This window comes from Amycolatopsis sp. GM8 (assembly GCF_021653975.1).
Taxonomy (GTDB): domain Bacteria; phylum Actinomycetota; class Actinomycetes; order Mycobacteriales; family Pseudonocardiaceae; genus Amycolatopsis_E.
In genome coordinates this window covers 146109-164533 of sequence record NZ_JAJKFK010000012.1, presented here as the reverse complement: position 1 = coordinate 164533, position 18425 = coordinate 146109, and the positions used below count along the sequence as shown (strand labels likewise).

The window sequence follows — 18425 nt, the reverse complement described above, 5'->3', positions numbered from 1 at the left end:
TTTTAGGACCAGTTACGAGCAGGTGCGGCCGGTGATCCGCTCGTAGGCTTCCGTGTACCGGCGCCGCGTCGCTTCGACGACGTCCGCCGGGATTTCCGGGCCGGGTTCGGTCTTGTCCCAGCCCGTTCCCGTCGCCCACTCCCGGACGAACTGCTTGTCGAACGCGTACTGCGGGCGTCCCGGCTCCCACTGGTCCGCCGGCCAGAACCGTGACGAGTCGGACGTGAGCACCTCGTCGCCGAGGGTCAGCACCCCCGCGGAATCCCAGCCGAACTCCAGTTTCGTGTCCGCGACGATGATCCCGCGACCCGCCGCGTGCTCGGCGCCGCGACGGTAGATGTCCAGGGTCAGTGCACGCAGCCGCTCGGCGGTCTCCTGGCCTTCCTGTTTCACCACGTCGTCGAACGTGATGAACTCGTCGTGCCCCTCGCTCGCCTTCGTGGTCGGCGTGAAGATCGGCTCCGGCAGCTTGCTGCCCTCTTCGAGCCCGGGCGGCAGCGCGACACCGGAAACGGTGCCGTACTTCTGGTACTCGCGCAGGCCGAGTCCGGCCAGGTAGCCGCGCGCGATGCATTCGACCTGCACCATCTTCAGCGGCCGGCACCGGACCGCGCGGCCGGCGAACTCCTCGGGAACGTCCGTCGTGGACAGCACGTGATTGGGCACGACGTCGCGGAAGTACTCAAACCACCAGTTCGACAGCTGGGTGAGTAGCGCGCCCTTGCCGGGCACCGGCGTGGGCAGCACCACGTCGTAGACCGAGATCCGGTCTGACGCCACGAGCAGGATGTCGTCGCCATCGCGATAGAGGTCGCGAACCTTGCCCGCGTGCACATGCTCCATTCGCTCATCCTAGGCACGGCGTGGACGAGACAGATCGTTCGGTCGGGCCGCTTGCGGGAGCCCGCGAACGAGCAGTTACTCTTGCCCGCTACTGAGTGATGTTCCGTTACTTCTACACCCGGTTGAATCAGGGTGTAACGCGATGAGGTGGTGCCCGTATGTCGAATCCGTTGGTGGCGCAGAAACAGGACTCAACGACGGCACTTTCGGGAATCACGTTCCTCGAAGGCGGGCAGGCCATCAAGGACGGGATCGAGTCCGGTGACTGGGCTTCGGTCGCGATGGGCGCCGTGGGTGTGGGGCTGGACGCGATCGCGGCCGTCGCGGACCCGTTCGGGTCGATCCTCGCCGCGGGCGTCGGCTGGCTGATGGAGCACGTCGGCCCGTTGAAGGAGGCGCTCGACGCGCTGGCCGGCGATCCGGATCAGATCACGGCGCATTCGGAGACCTGGAAGAACATCGCCAAGGAAGTCGGCGACGTCTCCACGGACCTTGCGAACCAGGTCAAAGCCGATGTGCAGTCCTGGACCGGGCCGGGCGCGGATGCCTACCGCAAGCAGGCCGAGGAAGTCGCCAAGACGCTGGCGGGTACGGCGCAGGCCTGTGAGGGCGCCGCGAGCGGGGTGAAGACCGCCGGTGAGGTCGTGGCCGCCGTCCGCATGCTGGTGCGCGACATCATCGCGCAGGTCGTCGGCCACATGGTGTCCTGGGCGCTGCAGGTGCTGTTCACCCTCGGCATCGGCCTGATCTGGGTGGTGCCCCAGGTGGTCAGCCTGGTGGCGAAGACCGCCAAGCAGCTCGCCGAGCTGATCAAGAACCTCACCAAGGCGCTCAAGGCCCTGGGCGAGCTGCTGGGTAAGGCGAGCAAGCTGTTCGCCGACGCCGGGAAGGCGCTGAAAGGCATCAAGCCCAGCGCGAAGACGACCCCGAGCAAGATCGACACGCTGCCTTCCGGCGCGAAATCGGACACCGTGCCGTCCGGTGCGAAATCGATCGACGAACCGCCGAGCCCGGGCGGCGGCGCCACCCCGAGCGGGGCGCGCGGCGTCGACGACGTGCCCACCGGAACCGTGCCGGGTGGTACCGCGTCGCGGGGTCTCGACGACGCGCCGACCACACCGTCCGGCGCGGGTACGCGCGGCGCCACCAACTCGCGCTCGCTTGCCGACGAAGGTGGCAACCCGCGCTCCCCCGACAACGTCAAATGCGAGTTCGACCCCATCGACGTGTCCACCGGGCAGCTCGTCTTCAGCGAGATCGACGCCGAACTCGCTGGCGTGCTGCCGCTGGTGTTCGAGCGCACGCACTTCTCCGGTCACCGCGCGGGCCGTCTCCTCGGCGGTGCCTGGATGTCCACCGCCGACCAGCGGCTCGAGGTGTACCCGGGCGGCATCGCCTTCGCGGCGGCGGACGGCACGATCCAGCAGTTCGCGTGGCCGGCGGACGACAACTGGGTCCTGCCGGAGTACGGGGCTACGCGGGCGCTCGCGCGCACCCCCGACGGCGGCTATGTCATCGAGGACCGCGACCTCGGGCGGGTGCTGTACTTCGCGCCGGGCAACGGCGTGCTGCCACTCGCGTCGGTGTCGGACCGCAACGGCAACCACTACGCCTTCGTGCGCGACGACGACGGGACGCCGCGCGAGATCTGGCACAGCGGCGGGCACCGGGTGCGCTTCGACATCGAGGACGGCCGCATCACCGCGCTGTACGCCGTCGCCCCCGACGGCGAGGAACTGAAGCTCGTCTCCTACGGCTACACCGACGGGAACCTCACCGAGGTCACCAACCCCTCGGGCATTCCGTTCCACTACCACTACGACCGCCGCGGCCGGATCGTGGAATGGGTCGACCGCAACGGCGAGTGGTACCGCTACCACTACGACGAGCGCGGCCGGGTCGTGCGCACCGAGGGCTCCGGCGACGCGCTCACCGGCACGCTCGAATACGACACCGCGAACCGGATCACCCGCACCACCGATGCGTTGGGGCACACCAAACAGTTCCACCTCAACGCCCGCAACCAGGTGGTGCGCGAGGTGAACGAGCTCGGCCACGCGACGGCGTACGAGTGGGACGCGCACGACCGGCTGCTGCGGGAGACCGACCCGCTCGGCCGCAGCACCTCGTTCACCTACGACGAGCTGGGCAACGTGGTGGCGGTGCTGCGCCCGGACGGCCACCGGATCGAGATCGAGCGCGACACGTTCGGCCTCCCGGTGCGCATGGTCGAGGCCCCCGGTGTCGTGGTGACGTGGCAGTACGACGACCGCGGCAACGTGCTGAGCCGGACCGAACCGGATGGCGCCACCACCACCTACGAGTACGACGGCCTGGGGCACCTCGCCGCGGTCACCGACCCGGCCGGGGTTACCCAGACGGTCGCCTGCGACGCGGCCGGGCTGCCGATCGCCGTCACCGACGCCGGCGGCGCGACGACGCGGTACGAGCGCGACGCGCTGGGCCGCCTCGCCGCGGTCGGCGAGCCGACCGGCGCCGTCGAGCGTTTCGGCTACACCCCGGACGGCCTGCCGGCCTGGCACCAGCACGCCGACGGCACCGTCGAGCGGTGGATCTACGACGGCGAGGGCAACAACCGGGTGCACGCCGGCCGTGTCGGTGCGGTGACCCGCGCCGAGCCGACGCACTTCGACCTGCCGTCGAGCCAGGTCAACCCGGATGGCAGCCAGGTCGGGTTCAGCTACGACCAGCAGCTGCGGCTCACCTCGGTGACCAACGAGACCGGCGAGGTCTGGCGTTACGAGTACGACCCGGCGGGCAATCTCGTGTCCGAGACCGACTTCTCGGGCGTCACCCTGAGCTACCGCTATGACGCCGCCGGGCAGCTGAGCCAGGTCACCAACGGTGCGGGCGAGACCATCGCGTTCACCCGCAACGCGCTCGGCGAGGTCGTCGAGTCCGTCGCCGGCGGGGTGCGCACCCGGTTCGCCTACGACGCCGGGGGACATCTGCTGTCGGTGGACGACGGGACCACCCGCGTCGAGTACCGGCGTGACCTGACCGGCCGGGTGCTGGCCGAGTCCGTCAACGGCCGCACGGTGCACTCGGAGTACGACGCGGCCGGCCGCCGCGTGCGGCGGGTGACCCCCGCGGGCGCGGAGACCACCTGGGAATACGACGACGCCGGGCTGCCCTCGGTCGTCCGCGCGGGCGCTCGTTCGCTGCGCTTCGAGCACGACCTCGCGGGCCGCGAGACCCGCCGGGTGCTGGGTTCCGGTGCCGCGCTGACGCAGTCATGGACGCCGGGCGGGCAGATCGCGACGCAGGCCGTGCGCGGCGCGGCGGGTGACCTGCGGCAGGAACGGACCTACCTCTACCGCGGCGACGGCCTGCCCACCCACGTGCACGACCGGCTGGCGGGCCCGCGCGAGTTCGGGCTCGACGAGCTCGGCCGCGTCACCGATGTGTGGACGCCGCAGTGGACCGAGCAGTACGCCTACGACGCCGCGGGCCGGATCGCCGGGGCGGAGTGGCCGTCGCAGACCACCGCGGACACCCGTGGCGCGCGCACGATGTCGGGGGCGCTGGTGACGGCCGCGGGCCGGGAGCGCTACACGCACGACGGCAACGGCCGGCTGATCCGGCGCGAGCACGAGAACGGCGCCACCTGGCACTACCGGTGGGACGCGCACGATCACCTCGTCGCGGTGCGCACCCCCGAGGGCGACGAGTGGCGCTACACCTACGACCCGCTCGGCCGGCGCGTCCGCAAGGAGCACGTCGCGCGCGACGGAGCGACCGTCGTGGGCCGCGTCGACTTCGTGTGGGACGACCAGACGCTCGTCGAGGAGATTCGCTCGGGCCCGGAGGGCACCGAGATCACGGTGTGGGACTACGAGCTCGACGGTGTCAGCCCGATGCTGCAGCGGCAGCGCGCGAACCGCGGCGGTCCACAGTGGACGGAGGAGCGGTTCCACGCCGTCGTCGTCGACTCGTCGGGGGCGCCGGCGGAGCTGCTGGACGAGCAGGGCGGTGTCGTGCCGCTCGCCCGGATGAGCCTCTTCGGCTCGACGGTGGGGGAGAACGTGGCCGGAGCGGACATTCCGCTGCGCTACCCGGGACAGTATTTCGACGCCGAGACCGGGCTGCACTACAACTTCCACCGCTACTACGACCCGTCGCTCGCGCGGTACCTCAGCTCCGACCCGCTCGGGCTGACCGGCGGGCCGGATCCCCAGGCCTACGTCAGCAACCCCCTGGTGGCGATGGACCCGCTGGGGCTGAAGGGCTGTGGCAACAGCAGCAGTGGCAGCAGCAGCGGCCGCCGGCGGCGCAACACCGGCAGCGGCACGACCCCGTCGCTGGCGCGGCGTGAGACGTCGCCCGGCGGATCCGTCTACGAGGCGCGCCCGCCGGGCGGGGCGTACGCCGGTGCCAATCGCCGGCATGCCGCGGGATACGACAACCCGTCACACAGTCACAGTGCGATGCTGCCGTTGTGGCAGCGCGCGGCGGTGTCACCCGAGCCGCCGAACCTGAGCCGGACCGAGCAGCGGGACTGGCTGATGGACCCCAACCGGCGATTCCGCGCGACCACCCCGGGCGGATCGGACACCGGCATCATCACCGGTCACTCCAGCGGTGTGCTCGGCCACGAGCCGTCCGCGAGCACACACTGGAACACCGGCGGGATGGACCAGACCCGGGCGAGCAACTTCTCGCACAACCGGGAGACCAGCACCTACCACGGCATCGAAGACCGCGGGCGCTCGGACGCGAGCGGTGCCAGCGAGCCGCGCTACACGAGCCCCGGGCCCAGCTCCGGTGGGCACCGCAGCTACTGGGATCGTCAGGACCCGGGCTTCAGCAGCCAGGGTGGGCCCTGGTCGTCGTGGGAGAAGGTGCCGCCCCCGTCCTCGTCGACGCGGCCACCGGCCTCGTCCTCCTCGTCGTCGAGGTACTACCCGCCGTCGTCGTACCGGCCGCCGACCGCCTATACGCCTTCGGGGCCCGGGCCGATTCGCAGGCAGTCGAGCAGTTCCGGTTATCAGCCCTACCCGTCATTCGGGCGCAGCAACAGCAGCTCGGGGGGCGGTGGATACTCCAACAGCAGCAGTTCCAACGTCTACGGGCGTCGGTGGTAACCGGGACCGTGCGCTAGCTGTGGCGCACCGCCGCCCTTAGCGTCGCGGGCGAAAGCCGGGCCAGTACGAGGCCTGCTTTGGCCTCGGGGGTGACCGGGACGGTCGCCTTTCCGGTGGCGACCGCGCGCAGGATCTGCGCCGCCACCTTCTCCGGGCCGAAGTTGCGGCGCTGGTAGGCCTTCGTCGCGCCGGCCCGCTTGCGTTCCTGTTCGGCCGCGTCGACGCCGGAAAACGTGGTGGTGCGGGTGATGTTCGTGGTGATCAGGCCGGGGCAGATGGTCGAGACTCCGATCCCGCGGGCGCTCACCTCGGCGCGCAGGCAGTCCGACAGCATCAGCACCGCGGCCTTGCTCGTCGAGTACGCGGCCAGCGACTTCACCGGCAGGTAGGCGGCCGCGGACGCGACGTTCACGATGTGCCCGCCCTCGCCGCGCTCGGCCATCAGCCGCCCGAACACCTGGCATCCGTGGATCACGCCCCACAGGTTCACGTCGAGCACGCGGTGCCACTCTTCCGTTGTGGTGGCAAGGAAACTGCCCGCGTGCCCAATGCCGGCGTTGTTCACCACGATGTCCGGCACGCCGTGCCGCGCGACGACCTCGTCGGCGAACTTGCGCATGGCCGCCTCGTCGGACACGTCGACCTGGTACGCGTGCCCGCCCGTGGCTTTCGCGGCTTCCTCGTCGATGTCGCAGACGACGACCTCCGCGCCGGTCGCCGCGAACGCTTGCGCGGTGGCCCGTCCGATCCCGCTGCCCGCGCCGGTGACCACCACGAGCGGCGGGGTTTCCGTGCGGGCGCGGCTCAGGCTTCGGGTCTCGGGCGCTCCGCCGAGGTGGTCGATCAGTTCGGTGACCATCCGCGCGACCTGGGCTCCGTCGCGCAGCAGTGCGGACCAGTGCCCGGCGTGGAGGCGCCGGCGCCATAGGCGCGGCACCCATCGTTCGAGACCCTCGGCCAGCGCCGGGGTGGCGTAGCGGTCGGCGGTTGGCATTATTACCTGCACCGGGACCTGCGTGTGCCGTTCGCGCGGGTGGCTCAGCCGGGGCCGGAAGTTGGCGCGGTACAAGGAAACCCCGTGCGCGGCGTCGGATGCCATAGTTGGTGCGGGATGCCCTGCGCGGGGCGGTACGTTTTCGAGTGCGCTGAGGAACAATGGCCAGCGCTTCGTGAGGACGGTGCGCCACAACAGTTCTGGCAGTACTGGCACTTGGAATGCCATGATGTACCAGGAATGCAACTGCTGGCTGAGCACCTTCCGGAGATGTCGAGGCGTCGGGCGTCGCCGCATCCAGTAGGCCACGTGGTCCAGGCATGGCCCGGAGATCGAGGTGAACGACGCGATCCGCTCGTGTGCGCCTGGCTCGGTGACCGCCTCCCAGGACTGGATCGATCCCCAGTCGTGGGCCACGATGTGTACCGGCTGGTTCGGGCTCACCGCGTCGGCGACAGCGAACAGGTCGTCGGACAAATGCTCGAGTCGGTACGCCGCCTGGTCGCGCGGCACATCGGACTGCCCAGCGCCCCGAACGTCGTAGCGGACCACATGAAAGCGGTCCGCCAGCACGGCGGCGACGTCGTCCCACACCGTGTGCGTGTCCGGATAACCGTGCACGAGCAACACCGTGGGCGCGTCCAACGGCCCCTCTTCGAACACCGCGAGCCGGACCCCGCCGGACACCACCGTTCTCATGCTACCGAAAGTAACTGTGACCCCGGGTAACAGTCAAGCGTTTCCTTCCTTTCACAACCGGCACCCGGCACCACAACCCAGCCACCAACACCGCCCACTCCCTCCCCCACCCCGATCCCAAGCCGCCCTTGCGGATGGAGGAGTTCGTCAAGGTACTCTTTCCCGCCTTGACGAACTCCTCCATCCGCGAACACTAAAAGATCGGGGCGGGGGAGGGCCCACGCTGGGTCGAGGGCGCCTTGCGCCCGGTTCCCACACAGCCCGGCAGGGCACCCGAAAGACCCAAAAGTCAAAGACAAAAGAAAAAGATGCCTCGCCGGCGGGCTGGCTCCGGGATGAGGGGGCCCAGGGGATCTCACCTTGGGTGGGTGGTTGAGTTGGGTGGTCATCCCGTCGCCTGCGGTTTACGAATATCACTTTTCCTCAGGGCCGCAAGCTTTGTGTTCTCGGCTGCACGCCGTGCAGGGATGTTGCGGCCCTGACGAAAAGTGATCGTTCCTGTTTCAGGCGACGGGATGACCACCCAACTCGGCCCGTCGGCTTTCGCTGCCTGCCGCCTTTACGGCGCCTTCGGCACCGGTTGTGGCAATGGGTCACATAGGACGTCTGCCTTGTTTCCCGGTTTTCGTGCGGGGAGGTTTCCGGTGAGTAGGTAATCCGCGATCTTGTCGTCCACGCAGGCGTTGCCGCGTGGGGTGATTGCGTGGCTGGTACCGCCCGGCTCGGCGATGAGGACCGCACCGGGGAAGCGTTTCCGGACTTCGAGGCTGCCTTCGTAAGGTGTTGGGGCGTCAAGGGTTTCGTCGATCAGCAGCACATTGTGCACCTTGCTGCCATTGACGTTCACCGGCTTGCCCGCCTTCGCCGGCCAGTATATGCAGGGCGCGTTGTACCACGCGTTCATCCAGGTGAAGTATGGCGCCTGCTCGAACGTGCGCCAGTTGTCGAAACGCCACTGGTTCCAGTTCGTCGGCCACTGTACATCGGTGCACTGCACCGCCAAATATACCGCGAACCCATTGTCGTCGCCTCGGCCGCCGAAAGACTCGAACAGTGACTTCATCGTCTGCCAGTCACCATTGTTGACGAACTTCGAGAAGGCGTCGCCGAGCGTCGTCCACCGTAGCTGATAGTACGAAGCCTGCAGGAAAACGTCGAGCCATTCGTCCGGCCCGATCACGCCGCCCGCCGGCTGGAACGAAAGCTTTGCCAGTTGCTCGTCGAACAAATGCTTCACGGCGGTACCAGTAGTACCCAGATGGTAAACCGAATCGTATTTGGCGACCCAGTCGGACCAGATCTGGATATTGCGATCGAAACCGAGATCCTGGTTCAGATTAGCTTGATAAAAAACATAACGCGGGTCCACATTGCTGTCGAGAACCATGCGCCGCACCCGGTTCGGGAACAGCGTGCCGTACACCTGCCCGAGATAGGTGCCGTAGGAGTATCCATAGAAACTGGCCTGCTGGACGCCGAGCGCCGCGCGGATCGAGTCCATGTCCTTGACGGTGTCGACGGTCTTCATGTGCTGCAACAACGCCGGATCGTTCTTCTGCGCGCACGCATCCGCATAGGATTTCGAGCGCTGGAGCCAAGTTTGCTCCAGGTTCGGCGTGATCGGCAGGTAGTTCGGCCGGTTGTAGTCCATGTACAGCGGATCACACGAGAGCGCGGGCTTGCTCGAGCCGACACCCCGCGGATCGAAGCCGATCCAGTCGTAGGCGTCGCCGGCGTGGTTCGGCAGGTTCCCGCCCCGCGCCGCGAGGTACAGACCAGAACCGCCGGGCCCACCGGGATTGGTGAGCATGACACCTTGGTACTGCGAGTCGGGCACCTTGTGCTTGACCCGGCCGACGGCGAGCTGGATCTTCTTGCCGCCAGGGTGGTCGTAGTCCACCGGGACGGACAGGTAACCGCATTCGCCACCGGCGGCGACGAGGGTCGGATCCGTGCACGGACCCCAGGTGATGGATTCCGCGGCCGCGACGGCGGGCGCCGCCGTCACGATCGAAGCCACGGTCAGTGCGGACGCCGCGAGGGCCACGAGACGCTTCACGCGGCGCAACGGTAGCCCGGATCCTCCCGATCGGGACCCGCCGGAAGTAGGTATGTCCGTTACCCTGACCGAAACCGGACACGGGAGGGCGAATGAGCATGCCGCGCGGCGAGGACGCCGAAGCGTTGCTTGCCGAGGCCCGCAAGGCGCTGTGGGTCATGGTCGGCATCCTGGTCGTGCTGTGGATCGTGCAGATCGTCAACGCCGCGCTCGGGTACGAGCTGAGCTTCGAATACGGCATCCGCGCACGGGAGATCGGTTCCCTCCCGGAGATCCTGAGCGCCCCGTTCCTGCACTTCAGCTGGGCACACATCGAGGGCAACTCCGGCCCGCTGTTCATCTTCGGCTTCCTCGCCGCCTACCGGGGCGTGAAGAAATTCCTCGGGGTGACCACGCTGATCGTGATCAGCAGCGGGCTCGGCGCGTGGTTCACCGCCGGCGCGGGCACGGTCGGGGCGGGCGCGAGCGGCGTCGTGTTCGGCTACTTCGGCTACATCATCGTGCGCGGGCTGTTCGACCGGCGGCCGATCGACCTCGTGATCGGGCTGGTGATGGCCCTGTGCTTCGCCTACCAGTTCTCCCTGCTGATCCCCGCGGGCGAGGGCATCGGCTGGCAGGCTCACCTGTTCGGGTTCATCGCCGGTGTGGTGGGCGGCTGGCTGTTCCGCGAGCGGCGGCCGAAGAAGACCGTCGAGACCGGCGCGACGACGCTCATCGACAGGCCGGAAATACCGCGGCGCGAAGCGCCTCAATGAGGGGCGGTGGTCGGGCGAGGGGCTGGCGTTAGCACTCGGCAGCGCGTTTGAGCAGCAGCTCCCGCTCACGGGCGTTACGGGTCATCGACGCGGCCCGTTCGAACTCGGCGCGGGCTTCCGCCGGGCGGTCGAGCTTCGCGAGCAGGTCGCCGCGGACGCTCGGCAGCAGGTGGTACTGCCGCATCGACGGCTCGTCGGCCAGCTCCTCGACGAGTTTCAGGGCCACGATCGGGCCGAACGCCATGGACACCGCGACCGCCCGGTTCAGCTCGACGACCGGTGACGGCATCAGCCGACCCAACGCCTCGTACAGCGCCGAAATCCGCACCCAATCGGTGTCCTCGGGCTTGGCCGCGCGGGCGTGACAAGCGGCGATCGCGGCCTGCACGGTGTACGGGCCGCCGCCGAGTTCCTCGGCCCGCGCGAGCGCCCGCAGCCCGCGCCCGATCAGCAGCCGGTCCCACAACGCGCGGTTCTGCTCCAGCAACAGGATGGGCTCGCCGTCCGGGCCGGACCGGGCACGCGAGCGGGACGCCTGGATCTCCATCAGTGCGACCAGTCCGTGCACCTCGGCTTGCCTCGGCTCCAGCGCGGCGAGGATCCGGCCGAGCCGCATCGCGTCCTCACACAGGCCTGGGCGCATCCAGTCGTCGCCCGCGGTCGCCGAGTAGCCCTCGTTGAAGATCAGGTAGACGACTTCGAGCACCGACGAAAGCCGGGGCGCGAGCTCGTCGCCACTAGGTACCTCGAACGGTACCTTCGCCTTGGCGAGACTGCGTTTGGCGCGCACGATCCGTTGCGCCACAGTCGATTCCGTGACGAGATAGGCGCGGGCGATCTCGTCGGTGGTGAGGCCGCCGAGCAGCCGCAGGGTGAGCGCGACGCGCGCCTCGGTCGACAGCACCGGGTGGCAGGCGGTGAACATCAGGCGCAGCACGTCGTCGTCGACTTCGTCCGGCTCGTGCCCGGGCTCCTGGACAGGCAGGTCGCGGCCCAGCTCCTCCTGCTTGCGTTCCAGCGTCTTGTCGCGGCGAATGCGGTCGATGGCGCGGCGCTTGGCGGTCGTCATCAGCCACGCGCCCGGGTTCTGCGGGACGCCGGACTCGGGCCACTGTTCGAGCGCGGCGACCAGCGCGTCCTGCGCCAGCTCCTCGGCCAGGCCGATGTCGCGCAGCATGCGGGTGAGCGCACCGATGATCTTCGCCGACTCGATGCGCCAGACCGCGTCGATCGTCCGGTGGGTGTCGGAGGCCGTCACGGCCCCCGAGCACACCACCTCCGGACGAATCGGGCAAGTCAGTTACCGCCGAGCTGCTCACGCAGCCGCTTCTGCTGGGCCAGGATGTCCGGCGTGACGTCGGTGAAGTCCTCGGCCTCGACGACCTGACGGATCTCGACCTCGGTCGTCTCGCCTCGCCCGATCGGGTCGTTCGGGATGCGCTTGACCCACTCGATCGCCTCTTCGCGCGACTTGACGTCGAGGATCCAGAAGCCCGCGAGCAGTTCCTTCGTCTCCGCGAACGGCCCGTCGATGACCGTGCGCTGGTCGCCCTCGAACCGCACCCGGGCGCCCTTCGAGCTGGCGTGCAACCCGTCGCCGGCGAGCATCACGCCCGCCTTGACCAGCTCTTCGTTGTATTGGCCCATCGCCTCGAGCAACTCCGCGCTGGGCATCACGCCGGCTTCGGACTCGGCGGTGGCCTTGATCAGGACCATGAATCGCATCGTCTCGCTCCTCGAACTCGTAGCTTGTGCCTTCACCTGGAGCGTCGAACGAGCAGGGGCCGGATCGACACGTCCTTCAAGATTTTTCTCGGCACACCCCGGACCGACTACGGTTGGTCAGGTGTCCGTCCGCGAGCTGGTTGTGCTGGGGACCGCTAGTCAGGTGCCCGGCCGTACCCGAAACCACAACGGTTATCTGCTGCGCTGGGACGGGGAGGGGTTCCTGTTCGACCCCGGCGAGGGCACGCAGCGGCAGATGCTGTTCGCGGGGGTGCCGGCGTCGGCGATCACCCGGATCTGCCTGAGCCATTTTCACGGCGATCACTGCCTGGGGCTGCCCGGCGTGGTGCAACGGCTGTCGCTGGACGGGGTGTCGCATCCGGTGCACGCGCACTACCCGTTGTCGGGACAGGTGTTCTTCGACCGGCTGCGGCATGCGAGCGTGTTCCACGAGACGGCTTCGATCGTCGAGGAGCCGGTTTCGGCCGACGGCGTGATCGCGACGGGTGAGTTCGGTGAGCTGCGGGCGCGGCGGCTGGACCATCCGGTGGAGTCGTTCGGGTACCAGCTGGTCGAACCGGGCGGGCGGCGGATGATGCCGGAGTTGCTGGCGCGCTTCGGAATCACCGGCCCGGAGGTGGGCGAGCTGCAGCGGGCGGGCTCGTTGCGGTTCGGCAGCCGGACGGTGTCGGTCGAGCAGGTCAGCGTGGTCCGCCGCGGCCAGCGGTTCGCGTTCGTGATGGACACGCGGCTGTGCGACGGGGTGTACGAGCTGGCGGACCGGGCGGACCTGCTGGTGATCGAGTCGACCTTCCTCGACGAAGACGCCGCCTTGGCGGAGGAGTACGGCCACCTGACGGCCCGCCAGGCGGCGCGGGTCGCGGCGGAGAGCAAGGTGGGCAAACTGGTGCTCACCCATTTCTCGCAACGCTACGACGACCCGACCAAGTTCTACGAAGAAGCAAGAGAAATCTTCGGCGGCGAGGTCGTAGTGGCCGCCGACCTGAGCCGGGTCAGCATGCCGAAGCGCCGTTGAGCCGCGGTTTTCACCGGTCCGGGTAAAGTCATCTAGGGCGTCTAGACGTTGCGCGTCTAGACGCCCTAGATTACATTGCATGGTGAAGGCGATGAGGTGTCGGGAGGTGCAGCGGGCGCTCCTCGATCAGGGCGCCGGGCACAAGGGAACTCGCGGAAGTCACGAGAAGTGGCTGTGTCCGTGCGGAAAGCATCAGGCGATCGTCCCGAACCACACCATCGTCTCGCCCGGAGTCATCCGGGACATCATCAAGAAGCTGGACTGCCTGCCGGAGGGATGGTTACAGTGACCGATACTTACACCGTCGTTGCCAAGCGCTGGGCACGCGGCTGGGAACTTCACATCGAGGGTGTCGGCGTCACGCAGACCGCGTCCTTGTCCAAAGCGGAAACCACCGCACGGGAGTACATCGCGTTCGCGCTCGATCTCGACGACGAGAAGGCTTTCGACGTGCACGTCGTGCCGCAGCTCGACGACGAATTGGCGGAGCAGGTCAGGATTGCCCGTGCCCAGGTCAAAGATGCGGAACGTCAGCAGCGCGAGGCGGCCGCGAAACAACGTGAGGTGGCCAGGAACCTGGAGCGAACCGGTTTGTCCGGGCGCGAAATCGCGGTGGTGCTCGGCCTGACTCCGCAACGCGTCAGCCAGCTGATCGGCTCGTCCTCGACAGCGGCGGCGGCCAAGGCCGTACGCGGCGGTCAGGTCGTCGCCCGAGCAGCCGTGACCAAGGCGGGCCGCACCGGCCAGCAGAAAAAGCCTGCCGCGGGACGCTGATCCACTGGCGGCTCCAAGTAAACCAACGCTGCGCCGCCGCGCGGCGCGCAACTCGCCGACGTGGCAGGCAAACTCGCCGACGTGGCGAGCAAACTGACCGACGCAGGGCGCAAATTCGGCGACGCAGCGCGCAAACTCGGTGTCGTGGCAAGCAAATTCGGCGACGCGGCGCGCAAACTCAGCGGCGCGGCGCGCAACTCGCCGACGTGGCGCGCAAATTCGCCGACGTGGCAGGCAAAGTCGCCAACGCGGCGCGCAAACTCACCGACGCAGCAGGCAAACTCGGCGTCGTGGCAAGCAAACTCACTGGCGTGAGTGTCGGACTCGGCGTCGTGAGTGTCGGACTCGCCGGGCGTTACGAGGCCGTGAGTTCGGGGTGGCGGGCGACGTGGAGGTGGGGCCGCGCGAGGAGGGCCTCGCGGAGGCGTTCGTTTTCCGCTTGGAGGTCCATCACCAGGCGCTGCTGGTCGCGCCAGGACACCGGGAGCGGCGTCGGCTCGTAGGTGTGCATCAGTTCCCGTGCTTCGAGTGGGATCGGCTGGCGGGCGGCGCGGTCGCGTTCGGCGCGGCCCAGCATGCGGGCCAGCTGCCGGGTATCGGTCGCCGTGATCCGGGTGCGGCCCAGGATCCGGTGCCGCAGCGGGTCTTCCGGGTTGTCGAGGTCCACGTCCGGCAGGTAGGTGCGCATCGTCCCCGGCGGGACCGCGTGCGCCGCGCCCACCATCTCGTTGAAGCCCGCCTCGACGGCCGGGTCGAGCAGGAAAGCGCTGCCCATCCCGACCAGGTGCCACGTCACTTCCCGCGCCCACCGCTCGAATTCCTCGCGCGGCTGGTGCCCCTGGCTGAGCATGTACACCGGCCCGCGGCGGGTCTCGTCGGCCAGGTAGTCCATCAGGTCGGGCAAGTGGCCGAGTGCGACCCACTGCGGGCTCGGCGTCACCTCGGTCCGGCCGTCGCACACCTCCAGCTCCCCGAGTAGCCCGCGCAACACGCTCGGCACCGACATGCACCGGTTGAACGGGGCCTCGCCGAGCCCCGTGCCGTCGTCCCGTGTCTCGATCTCGGTCCAGATCCAGCCCGGCGAATCCGGCCGCTCCAGCACGGAAATCGTGGTGCGCCAGACATCCCGCGGCTGCGCGTCCGGGTGCTGCCGCCGCCACTGGTACAGCTGCCCCCCACCGGCCCGGCTGTTCAGCACCGTGACCAGATCGTCGTGATCCAGCACGTACTGCCCCGCGCGGCCGGCCTCGAGGTGGATCTCCTTCGTCGCGAGCCACCTGACGAGGTGTTCGATGACGGTGCCGAGCAGCTGCTGACCGGGCGTGACATGCAGAAAAGACCGGAATCCGACAGCCATCACCGTCTCCTCGCACTCAGGGGTAATTGAAACCGCTGTGCCATTCAGTGAACCCAAGTGTGCAGACGGGGCCGGAGGGAAGTCAAGAGGCAGGCACCCCCGCCTTGATCACCGCGGGGGCCGTGAGGTCTTATTTCGCCGTGACCACAGCCGAGAAAGCGCCGAGCCGGCGCCGGGTGATCAGCTGGGCGTTCTGGGACTGGGGCTCGTCGGCCTTCAACGCCATCATTCTCACCTTCGTCTTCACCGTCTACCTCACGAAAGCCGTCGCGCCGGACCCGGACAGCGGTTCCGCGGACCTCGGGGTGGGGCTGACCATCGCGGGCGTCGCGATCGCGCTGCTCGCGCCCGTCACCGGCCAGCGCAGCGACGCCGGCGGCCGCCGCAAGCTCTGGCTCGGCGTGCACACGGTGATCGTCGTGCTGAGCATGGTCGGGCTGTTCTTCGTCCGTGACAGCCCGTCGTATCTCCTGCTGGGCATCGTGCTGATCTCGGTCGGCAGCGTGTTCGTCGAGTTCGCGGGCGTCAACTACAACGCGATGCTGGTGCAGGTCTCGACCCGCCAGAATGTCGGCCGGATCTCCGGTTTCGGCTGGTCCATGGGGTATTTCGGCGGCCTGATCGCGCTCACGATCGTGCTGTTCGCGTTCGTCCAGCCCGACATCGGGCTGTTCGGCGTCACCTCGCAAGGCGGACTGAACATCCGCGTCGTAGCGCTCTTCTCCGCGGTGTGGTTCGCCCTGTTCGCCTTGCCGCTGTTCCTGTTCGTGCCGGAGGCGCCCGCGTCCGGCGAGCCGGTCCGCCGCAACTTCTTCGCGAGCTACGTCGTGCTCGCCAAACGACTCGCGCACATGTGGCGCACCGAACGGCACACGCTGTGGTTCCTGATCGCGAGCGCGCTCTACCGCGACGGCCTCGCGGCGATCTTCACGTTCGGTGGCGTCGTCGCGGCCGGCACGTTCGGGTTCAGCGCCAGCGAGGTGGTGATCTTCGCGATCGCGGCCAACCTCACGGCCGGCCTCGGCGCGTTGCTCGGCGGCCGGCTGGACGACCGCATCGGGCCCAAGACCGTCATCGTCGCGTCACTGGCGGCACTCGTCGTGCTCGGCATCGCGCTTTCGGTGCTGCCGGGGAAGGCGACGTTCTGGGTGTGCGGGCTCGCGCTCGCCGCGTTCGTCGGCCCGGCGCAGTCCGCGAGCCGGACGTTCCTGGCCCGCATCGTCGCGCCCGAACGCGAAGGCGAGGCGTTCGGCTTGTACGCGACCACCGGGCGCGCGGTGTCGTTCCTCGGGCCGCTCATGTTCAGCGGTTTCATCGGCCTGTTCGGCACGCAGCGCGCGGGCATGGCCGGAATCGTCGTCGTTCTCATCGCCGGGCTGGCCGCCGTGCTCCCGGTCCGAGCCCCGAAGGGTGCGTAGTGAAGAAGACCTGGTTGCCGCTGGTCGCGGTGACGGTGCTGGTGTCGGCCTGCCAGCCGGGGATGCTGAAAACGCAGGCGCCGCCGGCGAACGCGGCGCCCGCGGGCGCGCAGCTGGCGGAACTGGTGATCAAGCCGCGCAGCGGGATGGGCGGTTACTCGCGTGAGAAGTTTCCGCACTGGGCAACGGTTTCGGGAGCCTGTGACACCCGCGAGACGGTGCTGAAGCGCGACGGCCAGGACGTCACGACGGACAAGGAGTGCCGCCCGACGTCGGGCACCTGGCACAGCCCGTACGACGGTGGCACCTGGACCAAAGCGTCCGATGTGGACATCGATCACACCGTTCCGCTGGGCCAGGCCTGGGAAAGCGGCGCGGCCTCGTGGACCACCGAGCACCGCAAGGAGTTCGCGAACGATCTCGTCCGCCCGCAGCTGCGCGCCGTTACGGACAACGTCAACCAGGCCAAGGGTGACCGGGCGCCCGACGAGTGGCGCCCGGGGCTCAAATCGGACTGGTGCACCTATGCGACGGACTGGATCACGGTCAAGCACTACTACCAGCTGACCGTCACCGACGCGGAGAAGGCGGCGCTGACGGACATGCTCAACTACTGCTGACCGATGAGTTTCGCGGACAGCGGGGGTCTCTCCACTACCTACAACGAAGGAGACCCCTGATGTCCACGAAGATCTTCGTCAACCTGGCGGTCAAGGACCTGACCAAATCGCTGCACTTCTACACGGAGCTGGGCTACTCGGTGAACCCGAAGTTCACCGACGACAACGGCGGCTGTGTGGTGATCAGCGAGGAGATCTACGTGATGTTGCTGACCGAGCCGTTCTTCGCAACCTTCACCGGCAAGACCATCATCGACGCGGCGCGCGGCATCGAGGTGATCAACGCGCTGAGCGCCGACACCCGCGACGAGGTCGACCAGCTGGTCGACAAGGCGCTCGCGGCCGGTGGCACGGTGGCGAAGCCGCCCATCGAGATGGACTTCATGTACAGCCGCAGCTTCCACGACCTCGACGGTCACGCCTGGGAAGCCGTGTACATGGACGCGACGCAGGTGCGGTGAACCCCGCGGAGGCGGCCTTCGCAGGGGGAGGGTCGCCTCCGTCACCCGAAGTTCGTGCTGATCTCGGTCGCGTTGCGCAGGGTCTGGAAGACCACGCAATAGCGCTCGGTCAGCTTCTCGAGCGTCGCGAGCTGCTCGGCGCCCGCGTCGGTGTCCAGCTCGAAGGCCAGCCGGATCGCGCGGAAGCCCACCGGCGCGAGCTTGTCCACGCCGAGTGTGCCGCGGAAGTCCAGATCGCCTTCGGCGTGGACGATGCCGCCGCGCACCTCGACGCCGAGCGAAGTCGCGACGGCGCGCAGGGTCACGCCGGCGCACGCCACCAGCGCGTCCAGCAGCATGTCGCCCGAGCAGGCCAGCGTGCCGTCGCCGCCGGCCGCCGGGTGCAGACCGGCCTCGACCAGCGCCTGACCCGTCCGCACCTTGCACGACACCGCGGTGCCGGACAGGTCGGCCTCGGATTTCATGGTGACCACGGCGGTTTCCGGGGTCTCCCGGTACCGGTCCTTCAGCGGCGCCTGCAGCTGCCGCAGTTCTGTGCTGTCCATGCCGCCAGCATGACCGACATCACCGAACCGTCAA

General features: G+C 68.5%; 16 protein-coding genes. 9 read left to right on the top strand and 7 right to left on the bottom strand.

The genetic code is table 11. The features are described 5' to 3' along the window. Positions 1 to 12 precede the first annotated feature (12 nt). Positions 13 to 843, bottom strand: a complete 831-nt coding sequence (locus LOZ83_RS37460; RefSeq protein WP_236796623.1) for a phosphoribosylaminoimidazolesuccinocarboxamide synthase — start codon at positions 841 to 843, stop codon at positions 13 to 15. Positions 844 to 1001: 158 nt separating this feature from the next. On the opposite strand from LOZ83_RS37460, the gene LOZ83_RS37455 reads away from it, so the two are divergent. Further along, positions 1002 to 5948: an RHS repeat-associated core domain-containing protein gene (locus LOZ83_RS37455; RefSeq protein WP_236796622.1), complete on the top strand. Its 4947-nt coding sequence runs from the start codon at positions 1002 to 1004 to the stop codon at positions 5946 to 5948. Between the two features lie 13 nt (positions 5949 to 5961). Here the strand turns inward: LOZ83_RS37455 and LOZ83_RS37450 are convergent, their stop codons facing one another. Together LOZ83_RS37450 and LOZ83_RS37445 are read right to left on the bottom strand one after the other, a co-directional pair. Continuing rightward, positions 5962 to 7641 carry an SDR family oxidoreductase gene (locus LOZ83_RS37450; RefSeq protein ID WP_236796621.1) on the bottom strand — a complete coding sequence of 560 codons (1680 nt, stop codon included), beginning with the start codon at positions 7639 to 7641 and terminating at the stop codon, positions 5962 to 5964. A 559-nt stretch (positions 7642 to 8200) separates the two neighbouring features. Then, complete coding sequence (locus LOZ83_RS37445; RefSeq protein ID WP_236796677.1) at positions 8201 to 9700, bottom strand: alpha/beta hydrolase; 1500 nt, start codon at positions 9698 to 9700, stop codon at positions 8201 to 8203. 92 nt (positions 9701 to 9792) lie between these two features. Between LOZ83_RS37445 and LOZ83_RS37440 the strand changes: the two genes are divergently transcribed. Next, entirely contained in the window at positions 9793 to 10455 is a 663-nt protein-coding gene (locus LOZ83_RS37440; RefSeq protein ID WP_236796620.1) for a rhomboid family intramembrane serine protease, read from the top strand. 28 nt (positions 10456 to 10483) lie between these two features. Here the strand turns inward: LOZ83_RS37440 and LOZ83_RS37435 are convergent, their stop codons facing one another. Beyond that, positions 10484 to 11713, bottom strand: coding sequence for an RNA polymerase sigma factor (locus tag LOZ83_RS37435; protein ID WP_236796619.1), 1230 nt, complete (start codon positions 11711 to 11713; stop codon positions 10484 to 10486). 38 nt (positions 11714 to 11751) lie between these two features. Continuing rightward, on the bottom strand, positions 11752 to 12180 hold the full coding sequence (locus tag LOZ83_RS37430; protein ID WP_236796618.1) for a YciI family protein: 429 nt from the start codon (positions 12178 to 12180) through the stop codon (positions 11752 to 11754). Positions 12181 to 12301: 121 nt separating this feature from the next. Here LOZ83_RS37430 and LOZ83_RS37425 point away from each other — a divergent pair, with 121 nt between their 5' ends. The 4 genes from LOZ83_RS37425 (at position 12302) to LOZ83_RS37410 (ending at position 14305) form a co-directional block, all read left to right on the top strand. Further along, the gene (locus tag LOZ83_RS37425) at positions 12302 to 13216 is read left to right on the top strand and encodes a ribonuclease Z (protein WP_236796617.1); all 915 of its coding nucleotides are present in this window, start codon (positions 12302 to 12304) and stop codon (positions 13214 to 13216) included. 79 nt (positions 13217 to 13295) lie between these two features. Further along, on the top strand, positions 13296 to 13505 hold the full coding sequence (locus tag LOZ83_RS37420; protein WP_236796616.1) for a type II toxin-antitoxin system HicA family toxin: 210 nt from the start codon (positions 13296 to 13298) through the stop codon (positions 13503 to 13505). Further along, positions 13502 to 13990 carry a hypothetical protein gene (locus LOZ83_RS37415; RefSeq protein WP_236796615.1) on the top strand — a complete coding sequence of 163 codons (489 nt, stop codon included), beginning with the start codon at positions 13502 to 13504 and terminating at the stop codon, positions 13988 to 13990. The genes LOZ83_RS37420 and LOZ83_RS37415 overlap by 4 nt, the downstream gene beginning before the upstream one ends. An 81-nt stretch (positions 13991 to 14071) precedes the next feature. Next, on the top strand, positions 14072 to 14305 hold the full coding sequence (locus LOZ83_RS37410; RefSeq protein WP_236796614.1) for a hypothetical protein: 234 nt from the start codon (positions 14072 to 14074) through the stop codon (positions 14303 to 14305). 40 nt (positions 14306 to 14345) lie between these two features. Here the strand turns inward: LOZ83_RS37410 and LOZ83_RS37405 are convergent, their stop codons facing one another. After that, on the bottom strand, positions 14346 to 15347 hold the full coding sequence (locus LOZ83_RS37405; protein WP_236796613.1) for a hypothetical protein: 1002 nt from the start codon (positions 15345 to 15347) through the stop codon (positions 14346 to 14348). Between the two features lie 140 nt (positions 15348 to 15487). On the opposite strand from LOZ83_RS37405, the gene LOZ83_RS37400 reads away from it, so the two are divergent. From LOZ83_RS37400 to LOZ83_RS37390, 3 genes are read left to right on the top strand one after another with little or no spacing between them, the layout of a single operon-like run. Beyond that, positions 15488 to 16765 carry an MFS transporter gene (locus tag LOZ83_RS37400; protein ID WP_236796612.1) on the top strand — a complete coding sequence of 426 codons (1278 nt, stop codon included), beginning with the start codon at positions 15488 to 15490 and terminating at the stop codon, positions 16763 to 16765. After that, positions 16765 to 17385 carry an HNH endonuclease family protein gene (locus LOZ83_RS37395; RefSeq protein WP_374202769.1) on the top strand — a complete coding sequence of 207 codons (621 nt, stop codon included), beginning with the start codon at positions 16765 to 16767 and terminating at the stop codon, positions 17383 to 17385. The genes LOZ83_RS37400 and LOZ83_RS37395 overlap by 1 nt, the downstream gene beginning before the upstream one ends. Before the next feature lie 59 nt (positions 17386 to 17444). Continuing rightward, complete coding sequence (locus tag LOZ83_RS37390) at positions 17445 to 17846, top strand: VOC family protein (RefSeq protein WP_236796611.1); 402 nt, start codon at positions 17445 to 17447, stop codon at positions 17844 to 17846. A 41-nt stretch (positions 17847 to 17887) separates the two neighbouring features. On the opposite strand, the gene LOZ83_RS37385 is transcribed toward LOZ83_RS37390, so the two are convergent. Continuing rightward, positions 17888 to 18391 (bottom strand): OsmC family protein, encoded by a 504-nt coding sequence (locus tag LOZ83_RS37385; protein WP_236796610.1) that lies wholly within the window; start codon positions 18389 to 18391, stop codon positions 17888 to 17890. Positions 18392 to 18425: the final 34 nt, after the last annotated feature.